12 protein-coding genes and 1 tRNA gene are annotated in these 15,040 nt (G+C 64.6%); 7 read left to right on the top strand and 6 right to left on the bottom strand.

The window, feature by feature from the left end; genetic code table 11:
- Nucleotides 1–177 precede the first annotated feature (177 nt).
- From mce to FJ980_RS05965, 6 genes are all read left to right on the top strand, one after another.
- Nucleotides 178–582, top strand: coding sequence for a methylmalonyl-CoA epimerase (gene mce / locus FJ980_RS05990; RefSeq protein WP_140542006.1), 405 nt, complete (start codon nucleotides 178–180; stop codon nucleotides 580–582).
- Entirely contained in the window at nucleotides 579–863 is a 285-nt protein-coding gene (locus tag FJ980_RS05985) for a DUF1467 family protein (RefSeq protein ID WP_095764873.1), read from the top strand. The genes mce and FJ980_RS05985 overlap by 4 nt, the downstream gene beginning before the upstream one ends.
- A 573-nt stretch (nucleotides 864–1,436) precedes the next feature.
- The gene (gene proS / locus FJ980_RS05980; protein ID WP_140542005.1) at nucleotides 1,437–2,765 is read left to right on the top strand and encodes a proline--tRNA ligase; all 1,329 of its coding nucleotides are present in this window, start codon (nucleotides 1,437–1,439) and stop codon (nucleotides 2,763–2,765) included.
- On the top strand, nucleotides 2,762–4,048 hold the full coding sequence (locus tag FJ980_RS05975; RefSeq protein WP_140542004.1) for a lipoprotein-releasing ABC transporter permease subunit: 1,287 nt from the start codon (nucleotides 2,762–2,764) through the stop codon (nucleotides 4,046–4,048). Before proS ends, FJ980_RS05975 begins: the two co-directional genes overlap by 4 nt.
- Nucleotides 4,045–4,728: an ABC transporter ATP-binding protein gene (locus FJ980_RS05970; RefSeq protein WP_181164814.1), complete on the top strand. Its 684-nt coding sequence runs from the start codon at nucleotides 4,045–4,047 to the stop codon at nucleotides 4,726–4,728. Before FJ980_RS05975 ends, FJ980_RS05970 begins: the two co-directional genes overlap by 4 nt.
- Before the next feature lie 626 nt (nucleotides 4,729–5,354).
- The gene (locus tag FJ980_RS05965; RefSeq protein ID WP_140542003.1) at nucleotides 5,355–6,605 is read left to right on the top strand and encodes a site-2 protease family protein; all 1,251 of its coding nucleotides are present in this window, start codon (nucleotides 5,355–5,357) and stop codon (nucleotides 6,603–6,605) included.
- Nucleotides 6,606–6,615: 10 nt separating this feature from the next.
- Here the strand turns inward: FJ980_RS05965 and lipB are convergent, their stop codons facing one another.
- Entirely contained in the window at nucleotides 6,616–7,359 is a 744-nt protein-coding gene (gene lipB, locus FJ980_RS05960; RefSeq protein ID WP_140542002.1) for a lipoyl(octanoyl) transferase LipB, read from the bottom strand.
- A gap of 239 nt (nucleotides 7,360–7,598) precedes the next feature.
- On the opposite strand from lipB, the gene FJ980_RS05955 reads away from it, so the two are divergent.
- A tRNA-Leu gene (locus tag FJ980_RS05955) sits at nucleotides 7,599–7,683 on the top strand.
- A 149-nt stretch (nucleotides 7,684–7,832) separates the two neighbouring features.
- Here the strand turns inward: FJ980_RS05955 and FJ980_RS05950 are convergent.
- The 5 genes from FJ980_RS05950 to FJ980_RS05930 form a co-directional block, all read right to left on the bottom strand.
- Nucleotides 7,833–10,514 (bottom strand): phosphoenolpyruvate carboxylase, encoded by a 2,682-nt coding sequence (locus tag FJ980_RS05950; protein ID WP_140542001.1) that lies wholly within the window; start codon nucleotides 10,512–10,514, stop codon nucleotides 7,833–7,835.
- Nucleotides 10,515–10,712: 198 nt separating this feature from the next.
- A complete protein-coding gene (gene sucD / locus FJ980_RS05945; protein ID WP_140542000.1) occupies nucleotides 10,713–11,612 on the bottom strand; it encodes a succinate--CoA ligase subunit alpha in 900 nt (299 codons plus the stop codon).
- Nucleotides 11,613–11,625: 13 nt separating this feature from the next.
- On the bottom strand, nucleotides 11,626–12,813 hold the full coding sequence (locus tag FJ980_RS05940; protein ID WP_140542015.1) for a malate--CoA ligase subunit beta: 1,188 nt from the start codon (nucleotides 12,811–12,813) through the stop codon (nucleotides 11,626–11,628).
- A gap of 18 nt (nucleotides 12,814–12,831) precedes the next feature.
- Nucleotides 12,832–13,809 carry a CoA ester lyase gene (locus tag FJ980_RS05935; protein WP_140541999.1) on the bottom strand — a complete coding sequence of 326 codons (978 nt, stop codon included), beginning with the start codon at nucleotides 13,807–13,809 and terminating at the stop codon, nucleotides 12,832–12,834.
- A gap of 10 nt (nucleotides 13,810–13,819) precedes the next feature.
- A complete protein-coding gene (locus FJ980_RS05930; protein ID WP_140541998.1) occupies nucleotides 13,820–15,010 on the bottom strand; it encodes an aminotransferase class V-fold PLP-dependent enzyme in 1,191 nt (396 codons plus the stop codon).
- Nucleotides 15,011–15,040: the final 30 nt, after the last annotated feature.

Below are 15,040 nucleotides of genomic sequence, written 5' to 3'. Positions count from 1 at the left end.
CAATGAAGCCTGGGGCAAGAAGCCGCTGGTGACGGTGTTCGTCACGCGGTGACGAACAAGGGAGTAAGGCAGTAGGGGAGTAGGGGAGTAGGGAAGAACGAGCAGTTCTTGTTTTTTTGTTTTTTCCCTACTCCCTTACTGCCCTACTGCCTTACTCCCCTAAAAGCGGAGCGCTTTATGCTTGGACGCCTGAACCATGTCGCGCTTGCCGTGCCGGATCTGGCCGCGGCAATGGCCGCCTATCGCGATACGCTGGGCGCGCGGCTGAGCGAGCCGCAGGCGCTTCCGGAGCATGGTGTGAGCGTGGCGTTCGTCGATGTCGGCAACACCAAGATCGAGTTGCTGGAGCCGCTGGGCGAGGCATCGCCCATCGCCGCGTTCCTCGAGAAGAACCCTTCGGGCGGCATGCATCACGTCTGCTACGAGGTCGACGATATCCTGGCCGCTCGTGATCATTTGAAGCAAAGCGGCGCGCGCGTGCTTGGCGACGGCAATCCGAAGATCGGCGCGCATGGCAAGCCGGTGCTGTTCTTGCATCCCAAGGATTTCTTCGGCACGCTGGTCGAACTGGAGCAGGCATGAACTGGATCCTGTTCGCCGCGCTGTTCTTCGTCACCTGGTGGCTGGTGCTGTTCGTTGTTCTTCCGTTCAGCCTGCGCACCCAGGACGACGACCAGGATGTCACGCTTGGCACCGTTTCCAGCGCACCGCGCGGCCCGCACATGCTGCGCGCCTTCGCCCGCGCGACGATCGTGACGGTGGTCGTGATGGGCATTCTCTACGGCCTGACGATGGGCCTGGGATTCAGCTTCGACGATATCATGCGGATCATGCCGGACTTTAGTCCGAATGCCCATCACTGACGCTGAAGATACAGTTTCCCCAAGTATTAAGCAGCATACGCGCGCCAAGGTTGAATTCGGAAGCCGGCTTCCGAATTCGGCGGCTAACCATGGCTGACGCCGTTTGGCAGATGATCGCGCTAAGCAGATGATTGCACAAAAAAAATGCAAGGCACAAGGCCTTGCAATTTAAACGCGTCCGATCCGTTTCCGGTGTCCGGCGGCAGCGAGTTACCGCGCCTAGATCGCATCCTCCCAAGACTTTGACCGCGTAGGAGAGCAGATTTTTCTCCGCCCTCTCGGTTATCGGCGCACACTAGACCAAGGCAGGTGAAAATGTCACGAAGAATTTTGCCTCGAAACAGGCAATATCGTGCTGCACTGCACAATAGTGCGGCAGGGCTTGCTTGTGAATCGATCAAAAAGCCATTTGCGGCACTTTGCAGCCAAAATCGCCTTTTTGGTAAGGTGCAGAAGGCCCGATACTTTGGGGCACTCGGGTTTCCATTCGGCCATGAAATGGCTATGAAGCCGGGGCAAGCAGCCTCGGTTGCGCCGATTCCCGCGCCGCCATTTTCACTCACGGACAAGTCCATGCGTTTGTCGCGCTATTTCCTGCCCATTCTCAAAGAAAATCCCCGCGAGGCCGAGATCGTCTCGCATCGGCTGATGCTGCGCGCCGGCATGATCCGCCAGCAGGGGCAGGGCAGCTTTTCGTGGCTGCCATTGGGCAAGCGCGTGCTGGACAAGGTCTGCCAGATCATCCGCGAGGAACAGAACCGCGCCGGCGCGCTGGAAATCCTGATGCCGACCATCCAGTCGGCGGATCTGTGGCGCGAAAGTGGCCGTTACAACGACTACGGCAAGGAGATGCTGCGCATCAAGGACCGCCAGGACCGTGACATGCTCTACGGGCCGACCAACGAAGAGATGGTCACCGAGATTTTTCGCGCCTACGTGAAGTCCTACAAGGACCTGCCGCTAAACCTCTACCATATCCAGTGGAAGTTCCGCGACGAGGTGCGCCCGCGCTTCGGCGTCATGCGCAGCAGAGAATTCCTGATGAAGGACGCCTATTCGTTCGACCTCGATTTCGAGGGCGCCAAGGCCGCCTACAACCGTATGTTCGTCTCCTATCTCAGGACCTTCACACGCATGGGCCTGCAGGCCATTCCAATGCGCGCCGACACCGGTCCGATCGGCGGCGATCTCAGCCATGAGTTCATCATCCTGGCCGAAACCGGCGAGAGCCAGGTGTTCTGCGACCGCGCCTATCTGACGCTCGACGTGCCGGGCGCCGGCACGAACTTCTCCAACGACGCCGAGATCGGCGATATCGTGAAGAGGTGGACGACGCCATATGCCGCCACCGACGAGATGCATGACGAGGCGGCCTGGGCGAACGTTCCGCCCAACGAGCAGGTCTCGGCGCGCGGCATCGAGGTCGGCCACATCTTCCACTTCGGCGAGAAATACTCCAAGCCCATGGGCGCCAAGGTGACCGGACCCGACGGCAAGGACCATTACGCCTCGGGCGGCTCCTACGGCATCGGTCCGTCGCGACTGGTCGCGGCGATCATCGAGGCCAGCCATGACGAGAACGGCATCATCTGGCCGGAAGCGGTGGCGCCCTTCGACATCGGCTTGATCAACATGAAGGTCGGCGACGCCGAATGCGACCGCGTCTGCGACGAGCTCTATACGGCTCTGACTTCGGCGGGCAAGGACGTGCTTTATGACGACACCGACCAGCGTCCCGGCGGCAAATTCGCCACCGCCGACCTGATCGGCCTGCCGTGGCAGGTGATCGTCGGCCCGCGCGGCGTGGCCGCCGGCGAGGTCGAGATCAAGAACCGCAAATCGGGCGAGCGCGAGACGCTGCCGATCGCCGAGGCCAAGAAACGCCTGGGTATCGCCGCATGAACGAGGCGGCGGCAGCGGCCAGATCAGCGGCGGGCGCTTTCTCCGGCTTCGAGCGCATGGTGGCGTGGCGCTATCTGCGCTCGCGCCGCAAGGAGACGGTGATCTCGGTCATCGCCTCGATCTCCTTTCTCGGCATCATGCTCGGCGTCGCGACGTTGATCGTCGTCATGGCCGTGATGAACGGTTTCCGCGCCGAATTGCTGACCCGCATCCTCGGCGTCAACGGCCATCTCATCGTGCAGCCGCTCGATTCGCCGCTGGAGGACTACGCCCAGGTGGCGAGCCGCATCAACGGTGTTTCGGGCGTCAAATACGCGATCCCGCTGATCGACGGCCAGGTGCTGGCGCAAGGCAATGTCGGCGGCGGCACGGGCGCCCTGGTGCGCGGCATCCGCGGTGAGGACCTCGGCAAGATTTCGATCGTCGCCAGCAACATCAAGCAGGGCACGCTCGACGGTTTCGACACCGGCGACGGCGTGGCGATCGGCAAGCGCATGGCCGAAAGCCTCGGACTGGTGCTCGGCGACACCATCACGCTGATCTCGCCGGACGGCGACGTGACGCCGCTCGGCACCACACCGCGCATGAAGGGCTACAAGGTGGCGGCGATCTTCGAGGTCGGCATGTCGGAATATGACAACTCGATCGTCTATATGCCGTTCTCGGAAGCGCAGCTCTATTTCAACATGGACGGGCGCGCGCAGACCATCGAGATCTATGTCGACAACCCCGACAATGTCGACGCGTTGAAGCCGCTGGTCGAGCAGGCGGCGCAGCGGCCGGTCGACCTCGTCGACTGGCGCCAGCGCAACGAGACCTTCTTCTCGGCGCTGCAGGTCGAGCGCAACGTCATGTTCATGATCCTGACGCTGATCGTGCTGGTGGCGGCGCTCAACATCATTTCCGGCCTCATCATGCTGGTGAAGGACAAGGGACACGACATCGCCATCCTGCGCACGATGGGCGCCTCGCGCGGCGCGATCCTGCGCATCTTCCTGATGACCGGCGCGGCGATCGGCGTCACCGGCACCGTCGCCGGCGTGCTGCTCGGCGTCATCATCTGCATCAATATCGAATCGATCCGCCAGTTCTTCTCCTGGATGACCGGCCGGATCCTGTTCAACCCCGAGCTCTATTTCCTCAGCCAGCTGCCGGCAAAGATGGATCCGCGCGAGACGACCTATGTCGTCATTATGGCGCTGGCCCTGTCGTTCCTCGCGACGGTGTTCCCGGCTTGGCGGGCCGCCCGGCTCGATCCCGTCGAAGCCTTGAGGTACGAATGATGGCCGAGGCCATTATCGAGTTGAAGGGCGTCGAGCGGCACTATGTCCAGGGGCCGCGCAAGCTCACCATTTTGAACGGCGCCGACTTTTCGCTCAGGCGCGGAGAGATGGTGGCGCTGGTGGCGCCGTCGGGCACCGGCAAGTCGACCCTTTTGCACACGGCCGGTCTGCTGGAGCGGCCCGACGCCGGCGACGTGATCCTCGCCGGCCGTGCGTGCGGCCGGCTGTCGGACGAGGAGCGCACCGCGATCCGCCGCAACGATGTCGGCTTCGTCTATCAATTCCATCATTTGCTGCCGGAGTTCTCCGCGCTCGAGAACATCATGATGCCGCAACTGATCAAGGGGCTCGGCCGCAAGGAAGCATCCGAGCGCGCGGCGCAGCTCCTCGACTATATGCAGATCGGCAAGCGCGCGCAGCACAGGCCGGCCGAGCTTTCCGGCGGCGAGCAGCAGCGCGTCGCCATTGCCCGCGCCGTCGCCAACGCGCCGCTGGTGCTCCTGGCCGACGAGCCGACCGGCAATCTCGATCCGGTCACCGCCTCCTATGTCTTCGATGCGCTGGAGGCGCTGGTCAGGCAGTCGGGCCTCGCGGCGCTGATCGCCACCCACAACCACGAGCTCGCCGGACGCATGGACCGGCGGGTGACGTTGGCCGAGGGCAAGGTCGTGCCGCTGTAGGCGAAACCGACATTCGGATGAGGCTGGCCTGCGGACGGCAGGTTCCTGCGCTTCCGGTACTCACGTACTTTAAGTACGCTCCGTTCCGGCCTTCGCCGGCCGAAGCCCTCATAAGTGTCTTTGCTTTATGAAGGCTACGGCCGGCGTAGGCCGGTTCTCGGAACCTACCGTCCTCGACTCAGCCTGATCCGAATCTCGGCTTGCCCTGGCTCTGCGCAACGAGCCCAATCCGCCGTCAACCCTTCCTTAACCCTGCCCAAACGGACCGCGCGGATTCGCTCCAGCGCGCCCGAGACGACCGTTGACATTCGAACAAAATTAGAACAAATTACGAACATTCCAACAACGGAGAGAGTTATGTCTGATCTGATTCAGGATGTCGTCTCGCTGGTTTGCATGAGCACCTTTCTCGTTTCCATGGCGATCTGGATCGGCGCCATGTGATCGGGCGGCTTCGCCGCTACCGGGACGGGCAATGGCCCGTCCGTTGTTCGGGCGGGCAACAAGGCCCGCCTGTGGGATAAGCAAAGCCCGCCTGGGACGGGCAAGAGCCCACCCATTGCTGTTAAGTCTTTCTTGGCCGCGTCGCCGCTAGGCTGCTCCTTCAAGACAGGGAGCCAAGGCAAGTGTCGGTCATCGTCACGGTCACGCTTGTGGCCGGCAATCTCGGTCTGATCTTTCTTTTGATGACCGTGCCGCTTGGACTGCGCACGGTGACGGTCAGCCGTGTGATCGAGGCCGACCGCAATCGCCTTTGGCAGGCACTGTGGCCGTTCGGCAGCGATGCCGGCTGGTCGGGCGAAATCCTTACCGCCGAGCCCCTGGATAGCGAAGGGGCGGCGCTGATCCGGCTCTCCTGGGAAGGACGGGACGGCCTGCCGATCGACCGCAAGGCGCGGTTGGAGGATGTGAGGGAGGGAAGCTGCTTCTCGATGACGGTCCTCGAGGATACGGCGCTCGATCCCTCGTTCTGGGCGAATTATCGCGAGACCGCCGAACTCGCACCGGAAGGTGATGCCACGCGGGTGACGCTCAGCCAGACAGATCGCTATCGCGGTGTCGCGTTCCTGATCTTCCGCTTCTTCGCCATGCGCCGTGAGCTCCGCAAGCTGGACGTGTGGGCGGCTACCGGCACGTATCGCAGGGGCGGCTGGTTCGAGCATCCGCTGAGCCAAATCGGCTTCGCCGTGCTTTCGGCCCTGATCCTGTGGCCGTTCTTCGGGCTCAATCTTGGCGGCCTGGCGCTGGCGGCGATCCTCACCTCGGTGGTCGCCCTGCACGAGCTTGGCCATATGGCCGCCTTCCGCCTGACGGGGCATCGCCGGGCGCGGATGATCTTCATTCCGCTGCTTGGCGGCATCGCCATCGGCGGCAGACCCTATGACAGCCGCTTCGAGGTCGCCTTCGTGGCGCTTATGGGCGCCGGCTTCTCCGCCTTCCTGGTGCCGGTGCTGATCGCCGCCAGCGGCTTCGCCAATGGCGAAGGACATCGGCTGGCCGCAATGCTTTTGGCCACGCTTGCCGGCTGCGCGTCGCTGTTCAACATCGCCAATCTGGTGCCGGTGTGGAAATTCGACGGCGGCCAGGTGCTGCGCCAGATCTGCCCGGGCCCGGCCGCACTTGCGCTGGCGTCCTTCCTGCTGCTCTTGGCGCTTCTGTCGCTCGGCTGGCGGGCTGGTTTCTCGCCGAGCTTCCTGCTGATCGCCGGCGCGGTATTCGCGATCCTCAGCTTGATCACCGTGGGCAGCGGCGTGAAGCCCCGGCACGAGCTGAAGCCGATCCGGCCGTTCGACCGGCTGGCCATGGCCGGCGCGCTGCTCGCCGTCTTTGCCATCCATGGCTACGGTATGCTGTGGGCGTCCGCGCAGCTCATGTAGGCGGAGCGGCTTAGCTAGCCTTGCGAGCGGGCTCGGCGGCAGAAACTGCGGCAGGTCCGAACACATCCTCGAACGCAGCTTTCAGCGCGAGGTCGAGGTCGGCCATGGTGACCGGCAGCCCAAGATCGACGAGGCTGGTCACGCCATGATCCGAGACGCCGCAGGGCACGATGCCGCTGAAATGGCCGAGGTCCGGTTCGACATTGATGGCGATGCCGTGGAAGCTCACCCAGCGCCGCAGCCGGATGCCGATGGCCGCGATCTTGTCTTCGGCGGGCGTGCCGTCCGGCAGGGCGGGCCGGTTCGGTCGTACCACCCAGACGCCGACGCGGTCCTCGCGCCGCTCGCCGCGCACGTTGAAGGCGGCGAGCGTGGCGATGATCCATTGCTCGAGCGCCGCGACGAAGGCGCGCACATCCTCGCGCCGGCGCTTCAGGTCGAGCATCACATAGGCCACGCGCTGGCCGGGACCGTGATAGGTATATTCGCCGCCGCGCCCGGCGGCAAAGACCGGAAAGCGGTCAGCATCGATCAGGTCTTCAATTCGCGCGCTGGTTCCGGCGGTGTAGAGCGGCGGATGCTCGACCAGCCAGACCATCTCGCCGGCAGCACCGCTGCGGATCGCCTCGGCGCGCGCTTCCATGAAGGCCAGCGCGTCCGGATAAGAGGTGAAGCCAGGTTCGATCACCCATTCCACCGGCGACGAACCAGGCAGGGGAAGGAACGACGTGGCGATCTGGCTGCGTTCGGTCATGGAACTTTCTCGATGCTCCTCTCATATGGCGGCAATCGGCCAAAACGTCCAGTTTCGCCAGTGTGAAGCCGAGCCGCGGCGGCTTGTGCCAGCCGCTTTGCCTGATGCACACCGTCCTCCCAAAACCTCTGCGCAGTTGTGGGCGATACGCATTCGCGAATATTCCGCTCGGCGCACTTGTTTCGCCGGAAACGATTTGCTACAGGCCCCGGGCCGGTCGGTTCCGGCTCCTACCACGTGCGGTCGTGGCGGAATTGGTAGACGCGCAGCGTTGAGGTCGCTGTGGGGCAACCCGTGGAAGTTCGAGTCTTCTCGACCGCACCATTCTCCCCAAAAGCCTGTTGAATTTGGCTTCGGCGAGCGATCGTCGCTGCCGGCGGTTTCCTAGACCAAAGTGAAGCGGCGGCGGGCCATGAGACCACACCGCCGCTGATGCTTGACGCGAGGCGATTCCGGCAACCGGCAAACCGAGCCTATCCCGTCCACCCCAGACCGGCCGAGATGCAGTTGATCGAGACGAGCAGGGCGTCGGTCGCCCGCCTTTGATCTGTGCTTGTGCCTGCCCGAGCTTCGCGCAGCAGATTGACCTGCAGCCGGTGGATGTCGTCCATCTGCCGGCGCAGATTGTCGAAACGCCTTTTGAACATCGGGAAGCGCGCGGAAAGGTCGCCTCCCGTAAGGTCGCCGATCAGGCGCCGCGTCAGCTCGTATTCGGCCGCGATGCGGGCGTGGATTCTTGCCGCCGCATCGCTGTCGGACACCAGGTCGGCATAGAGCCGTGCGATCTCCATGTCGGACTGGTAGAGCGTCTTTTCGGCCTCGTCGACGATCAGGCGGAAGAAGCGCGAATGCTCGAACATGCGGGTCAGAAGCTCGCGCCCGGCCTCGCCGCGCACCGTGACGAACGCGCTCAGCGCGCTGCCGATGCCGTACCAGCCGGTCAACAGATGTCGGTTCTGGCTCCACGCGAACACCCACGGAATGGCGCGCAAGTCGGCAATGCCGCTGGCGCCGAAACGGCGATCCGGCCGTGATCCCATTTTCAAGAGCGCCAGTTCGGCAACCGGGCTCGCCTGGTTGAAATAATCGAGGAAGCCCGGCTCGGCCATCAATCCGGCGTAGGATGCTTGCGACATGCCCGCCAGCGCTTCCAGCGCTTCGTCGAACTCCGGCGATTCCTTCGGCCCGGCATCGCCGGGCGATCCGATCCCGTGCGCCAGCACGGCAGCGGCGAGAACCTCGAGCTGGTTGAGGCCGGTGCCGCGATTGGCGAATTTCGACGACACGACCTCGCCCTGCTCCGTCACCCGCATGGATCCGGCGACGGTGCCTTGCGGCTGCGCCGCGATGGCGCGGCCGGTCGGCGCGCCGCCGCGGCTGACGGAGCCGCCGCGGCCGTGAAAGAAACCGATCCTGACCTTGTGCTTGCGCCCGATGGCGGCGAGGCGCTTCTGCGCCTTTGCCAGTTCCCAATTGGAAGCGAGGAATCCGCCATCCTTGTTGGAGTCCGAATAGCCAAGCATGATTTCCTGGCGCGCGCCGAAATCCCGCACCGTGCGCCGCACAAGGGAAACGTCGAGCAATGCGTTCAGGACGCCGGGTGCAGCCTGCAAGTCGGCGATGGTCTCGAACAAGGGCACGATCCGCAGCCTGATCGTGGCGTCGCCGCCGGGCGCGGTGGAGAGCCCGCAATATTGCGCCAGCAGATAGACCGCGAGCAGGTCGTCGGCCGAGCGGGTCATGCTGAGCACGAAAGAGCCGGTGGCGTCGGCATCCGCGCTGGATAATTGTTCGCGGATGACAGCGAATGTCGACAGCAGTTCACCTGCCTCCGGCGAGAGTTGGCTTGCGTCGATCTGCAGCCGCTCGCCCTGGCTGAGCGCCGCGCGGATGCGCAACGACCATTGCGGCGTGCCGGCGGCGATCGGATCGGTGGCGTCTATCAGCGCAAACAGCTCGGCCAGCACCCGATTGACGACTGTGGAGTTCTGCCGGATGTCGAGCGAGACCGTGCGGAAGCCAAAGCTTCCGACCTGCCAAACGAGCGGCTGGATGAAACGCCTGGCGATCGCGCGGCCGCCGATCGCTTCGAGGACTGACGAGAGGGCGTTGAGATCGGCGCGAAAAGCCTCTGCCGAGCGGTAGGCCGCCTTGCCGCCGTCACGCGTGGCGACCAGCCGGGCCAGCAGGGCCGAAGCGAACTGGCGCAGCGGCTCGTCAGGATTGCGGGCGGCTATCTCTTGCGCCTCTCCACTCTTATCCAGCGCTGTTTGCAGCACCGGCCTGAAGCCGGCCGGCAGGTCGATGACGTTCGAACTGGCGCTGAGCACCGTCACCAGCCGCTGCGCCTGCGCCAGATACCAGCCTATGGCGGTGTTGCGGTATTCGGCCATGGCATGGGCCGTGACCGCAGCCGTCACGTTCGGATTGCCGTCGCGGTCGCCACCGATCCAGGAGGCATAGCGCATGAAGGAAGGAATTTTGATTGGCTCGCCCGGATAGTGACGCTCGAAGGCGTCCTGAAGCTTGCCATAGAGCTGCGGCGTTGCCTCGAAGATAACTTCGCGGAAGAAATGCAGTCCCCAGGCGATCTCACGCTCGACCGTCGGTCGCTCCAGCCGCAGCTCGCCCGTCATCCACAGAAGCTCTATCTCGCTTTCCAGATCGGCGACCAACAGGTCGCGCTCGCGCGGCGCCCAGCGCGGCTGGTCGAGCTCGGTCAGCTTGCGATAAATGCGGCGGTGGATCTCCAGCACCGTGACGCGTTTGGCCTCCGTCGGATGCGCGGTCATGGTCGGGCCGACGCAAAGTTCGTCGAGCATCGCCTGGACGTCGTCCGCCGAGTGGCCGCTCGCCGCCATCTCGGCAATCACGCTGGCGAAGGAGCCGGGCACTTCGTCGGCGCCCGCGCCTTGCTCGAGCTCGCGCCGCGCCCGCATCGCCAGCAACTCGTCGGCAATCGCCAGCAACTGGAACCACACGCCGCTCGCCTGAAGCGCCGGGATGCGCTGCTCCGGGGCCAGCGAGACAAGTGACCTGCGGCCGCTCAGGACCGCGGCGATCTCGGGCTCGCGCGCGCTTGCGACCTGAAGCAGCAGACGTAACAGCAGGCTGCGCTCGTCCTCACGAAACTTGATGGGTTTGCTCTGTTCCAAAGCCGCTTTCCCGATCGTCAGCCGATTTGCCGCTGCGCTGCTAAGCAGTTGTCTTCAGGCAATCCCGGACGGCCGCAGCGCACGTTTCCCGGAATTGCTCTTCATACGGGCAGCGCCGAGCGCACGGGCCGACGACCATCGAGGAGGCCGGCCCGGAACAGGCTTCACATCCTGTCGCGATTCTCGCCTGGTCGGCCGTCAAGCCGCCTTCTTCGTCCGCGCCAGCGTATCGGCCACGACCTCGCCGAAGGAGGCGGGGGTCGGCACGATAACGACGCCGGCTTCCTTGAGGATTTCGACCTTTTCCTGCGCCGACTCGCCGAAGGCGGAGATGATCGCGCCGGCATGGCCCATGCGGCGGCCTTTCGGCGCGGAAAGGCCGGCGATATAGGCGATCAGCGGCTTCCTCATATTGTCGCGCGCCCAGATCGCGGCTTCGGCCTCCTGCGGGCCGCCGATCTCGCCGATCATCACCACGGCGTCGGTGTCGTCGTCGCGTTCGAAGAGCTGCAGGATGTCCTTGAAGGACGAGCCGTTGATCGGATCGCCGCCGATGCCGACGCTGGTCGAGACGCCGATGCCCAGCGCTTTCATCTGCGATGCGGCCTCGTAACCCAGCGTGCCGGAACGGCCGACGATGCCGACGCGTCCGGGCAGATAGATGCTGCCCGGCATGATGCCCATCAGCGCCTGTCCGGGGGTGATGACGCCGGCGCAATTCGGTCCGACCAGCCGCATGCGATCCTCGAAGCGGTAGCGGCGCATGTAGCGCTTGACCTGCATCATGTCCTGCGAGGGGATGCCGTCCGTGATGCAGACGCAAATCTTGATGCCGGCGTCGGCCGCTTCCATGATCGAATCGGCGGCGAAGGGCGGCGGCACGAAGACGATGCTGGCCTCGGCGCGGGTCTCGCGCACGGCGCCTTTGACGGTGTTGAAGATGGGCAGGCCGAGATGCGTCTGGCCGCCCTTGCCGGGGGTGACGCCGCCGACCAGCTTGGTGCCGTAGCGTTTCATGTCGTCGGCGTGGAAGCTGCCGATCTTGCCGGTGAAACCTTGCACGATGACGCGCGTGCTGCGGTTGAGCAGGATTGCCATTTCTCGACCTCCCTCAGGCTGCTTTTTTGTTCTTGGCGGCTGCGCGCCAGGCGGCGACGGCTTTTTCGGCGGCTTCGGCCAGCGTGTCGGCGACGATCACCTTCTCGCCGGAATCGGCCAGGATCTTGCGTCCTTCCTCGACCTTGGTGCCGGACAGGCGCACCACCAGGGGGACGTCGACGCCGACCTCGCGGATCGCCTTGATGACGCCTTCAGCCACCCAGTCGCAGCGGTTGATACCGGCGAAGATGTTGACCAGGATTGCCTCGACATTCTTGTCGCCGAGCACGGCGCGGAAGGACTTTGCTACCCGCTCCGGCGAGGCGCCGCCGCCGATGTCGAGGAAATTGGCCGGCTCGCCGCCGGCGATCTTGATCATGTCCATCGTTGCCATGGCGAGGCCTGCGCCGTTGATGATGCAGCCGATATTGCCGTCGAGCCCGACATAGGAGAGGCCGCGGTCGCTGGCGAAGGTTTCGCGCGGATCTTCCTGGCTCTTGTCGCGCAACTCGGAGATTTCCGGCCGGCGGAACAACGCGTTCTCGTCGAACGACATTTTTGCGTCGAGCGCGACGAGGCTGCCGTCACGCGTCACCACCAGCGGATTGATCTCCAGCATCGAGGCGTCGTAGTCGCGGAACACCTGGTAGCAGCCGAGGATGGTTTCGGTCGCCTTGCCGATCAGGTTGCTCTCAAGCCCGAGGCCGAAGGCGATTTCGCGCGCCTGGAAGCCTTGCATCCCGACGCCCGGATCGACGGTGGCGCGGATGATGGAGTCCGGCTTCTTTTCGGAGATGTCCTCGATCTCCATGCCGCCGGCGGCCGATGCCACGATCATGACGCGCTCTTCCTTGCGGTCGAGCACGAAGCCGAGATAGAGCTCCTGCGCTATATCGACGGCTTCCTCGAGATAGAGGCGCGAGATCAGCTTGCCGCGCGGGCCGGTCTGCTGCGTCACCAGCTTGCGCCCGAGCATGGCTTCTGCCGCGTTGGAAATCTCCTCGTCGTTCGAGCAGAGTTTTATCCCGCCGGCCTTGCCGCGCGCGCCGGAATGGACCTGCGCCTTCAGCACCCATTTGGCGCCGCCGATCTCCCGGGCACGATAGGTCGCCTGCTCGGGGCTGTAGGCGAGGCCGCCGCGCGGCACGTGCACGCCGTGGCGAGCAAGCAGTTCCTTGGCCTGGTATTCGTGGATGTCCATCATGTCCTCCGGGTATGTCTATTGCGCGGCTTGCGGCTTTTGTTCGCTGGCAAGATGGCCTGCGCGTTCGATCGCCTCGTTCACCACCAGCACGTTGCGCGCCATGCGCTCCGACGCCGCGTCGATCATCTTGCCGTCGAGCGCCGCCGCGCCCTTGCCGAGCGCCTCGGCTTCCTTCAGCACTTCGAGGATACGCCTGGCCCGCGTGACTTCTTTCTCCGGCGGCGAGAACACATCGTTGGCCAAGGCGATCTGCGAAGGGTGGATCGCCCATTTGCCTTCGATACCGAGCGCGGCGGCACGCCTCGCGGCCGCCTTGTAGCCTTCGGGATCGGAGAAATCGCCGAACGGCCCGTCGATCGCACGCAGGCCGTAGGCACGGCAGGCGACCGTCATGCGCGACAGCGCGAAGTGCCACTGGTCGCCGGGATAGTCGGGGTTGAGGCCGCCGATGTTGACGGTGCGCGCCTTGTTGCTGGCGGCATAGTCGGCGACGCCGAAATGCATGGCTTCCAGCCGGCCCGGCGTGGCGGCGATCGCCTCGACATTGGCCATGCCCAGCGCCGTCTCGATCAACGCCTCGAGGCCGACACGGGTCTTGAAACCCTTGGCCATCTCGATCTGGTTGACCATGGCCTCGACCATATAGAGGTCGGCCGGCACGCCGACCTTCGGCACCAGGATCGTGTCGAGCCGGTCGCCGGCCTGTTCCATGACGTCGACGACGTCGCGGTACATGTAATGCGTGTCGAGACCGTTGATGCGCACCGAGACGGTCTTGCCCTTGGCGCGCCAGTCGATGTCGTTCAGCGCCTGGATGATGTTCTTGCGGGCGCGCTCCTTGTCGGGCGGCGCCACCGCGTCCTCGATGTCGAGGAAGACGAAGTCGGCGGCGCTGTTGGCCGCCTTGTCGATCATCTCCGGGCTGGAGCCCGGCACGGCGAGCTCGCTGCGCTGCAGCCTCAGCTTCTTCAGGTGGTTGATGGTGTGGCTCATGGTGCGCTCCTCACGCCGCTCTGGCGACCGGCACGTCGGCCGTGCGGCGGAAATGCTCGATCGCCGCCGCCACGCCCGAGCCGGGGGCCAGGCGCACGCCGCAGTCGAGCAGCGCCATTTCGGCGGCCGACAGCGAGGCCAGCACCATCACCTCGTTCAGCCAGCCGAGATGGCCGATGCGGAAGACCTTGCCGGCCACCTTGTTGAGGCCGCCGCCGAGAGAGGTATTGTATTGCTGGTAGGCGCGCTTGACGACATTCGCGCTGTCGATGCCTTCCGGCACCAGGATGGCGCTGACCGTGTCGGAGTGCCACTGCGCTGTCTTGGCGCACAGCTTCAGGCCCCAGGCGTCGACGGCCTTGCGCACGCCCTCGGCCAGGCGATGGTGGCGGACGAAGATGTTCTCCAATCCTTCCTCGGCAATCAGATCGAGCGAGGCGCGCAGGCCGCGCAGCAATTGGGTCGCCGGCGTGTAAGGGAAGTAGCCGGCGTCATTGGCGCGGATCATGTCCTCGAAGGAAAAGTAGCAGTGCCGGTGTGTCGCCACCCGCGAAGCGGCAAGCGCCTTCTTGCTGACCGACAGGAAGCCGAGGCCGGCCGGCAGCATGAAGCCTTTCTGTGAGCCGCTGACGGCGCAGTCGACGCCCCATTCCTCCTGACGGAAGTCGATCGAGCCGATCGAGGAAACGCCGTCGACGAAGAGAAGGGCAGGATGGTGCGCCGCGTCGAGCGCCGCGCGGCAGCCGGCGACGTCGCTGGTGACACCGGTCGCGGTCTCGTTCTGGGTGCAGAAGACAGCCTTGATGCGGTGCGCCTTGTCGGCCCGAAGCTTCTCGGCATAGAGCTCGAGCGGAACGCCGGTGCCCCACTCGCAGTCGATGACGTCGACCTCGAAGCCGAGCCGCTCGGCCATGTCGACCCACAGATGCGAGAACTGGCCGAAGCGCGACATCAGCACCTTGTCGCCGGGGCTGAGCACATTGGTCATCGCCGCTTCCCAGGCGCCGGTGCCGGAAGACGGGTAGATGAAGACGCGGCCGGTCTCGTTCTTGAAGACCCTTTTGATGTCCTCGAACAGCGGCAGCGTCAGGTTGGGGAAGGAGGAGGCGCGCATATCCTCCATCGGCAGGTTCATGGCTTGCCGGACCTGCTCGGGAATGTTGGTGGGCCCCGGGATGAAAAGATGCGTGAACCCAGCCATGCGCGAAACTCCTCCGATCGTTGGATTGTG

Source organism: Mesorhizobium sp. B1-1-5 (assembly GCF_006443065.1).
GTDB lineage: Bacteria > Pseudomonadota > Alphaproteobacteria > Rhizobiales > Rhizobiaceae > Mesorhizobium.
Note: the sequence above shows the minus strand (reverse complement) of the source record. Positions and strands in the feature narration are given on the sequence as shown.

Coding starts and splice junctions, on each gene's coding strand:
- mce (WP_140542006.1), top strand. CDS start 178: ATGCTTGGACGCCTGAACCATGTCGCGCTTGCCGTGCCGGATCTGGCC.
- FJ980_RS05985 (WP_095764873.1), top strand. CDS start 579: ATGAACTGGATCCTGTTCGCCGCGCTGTTCTTCGTCACCTGGTGGCTG.
- proS (WP_140542005.1), top strand. CDS start 1,437: ATGCGTTTGTCGCGCTATTTCCTGCCCATTCTCAAAGAAAATCCCCGC.
- FJ980_RS05975 (WP_140542004.1), top strand. CDS start 2,762: ATGAACGAGGCGGCGGCAGCGGCCAGATCAGCGGCGGGCGCTTTCTCC.
- FJ980_RS05970 (WP_181164814.1), top strand. CDS start 4,045: ATGATGGCCGAGGCCATTATCGAGTTGAAGGGCGTCGAGCGGCACTAT.
- lipB (WP_140542002.1), bottom strand. CDS start 7,359: ATGACCGAACGCAGCCAGATCGCCACGTCGTTCCTTCCCCTGCCTGGT.
- sucD (WP_140542000.1), bottom strand. CDS start 11,612: ATGGCAATCCTGCTCAACCGCAGCACGCGCGTCATCGTGCAAGGTTTC.
- FJ980_RS05940 (WP_140542015.1), bottom strand. CDS start 12,813: ATGGACATCCACGAATACCAGGCCAAGGAACTGCTTGCTCGCCACGGC.
- FJ980_RS05935 (WP_140541999.1), bottom strand. CDS start 13,809: ATGAGCCACACCATCAACCACCTGAAGAAGCTGAGGCTGCAGCGCAGC.
- FJ980_RS05930 (WP_140541998.1), bottom strand. CDS start 15,010: ATGGCTGGGTTCACGCATCTTTTCATCCCGGGGCCCACCAACATTCCC.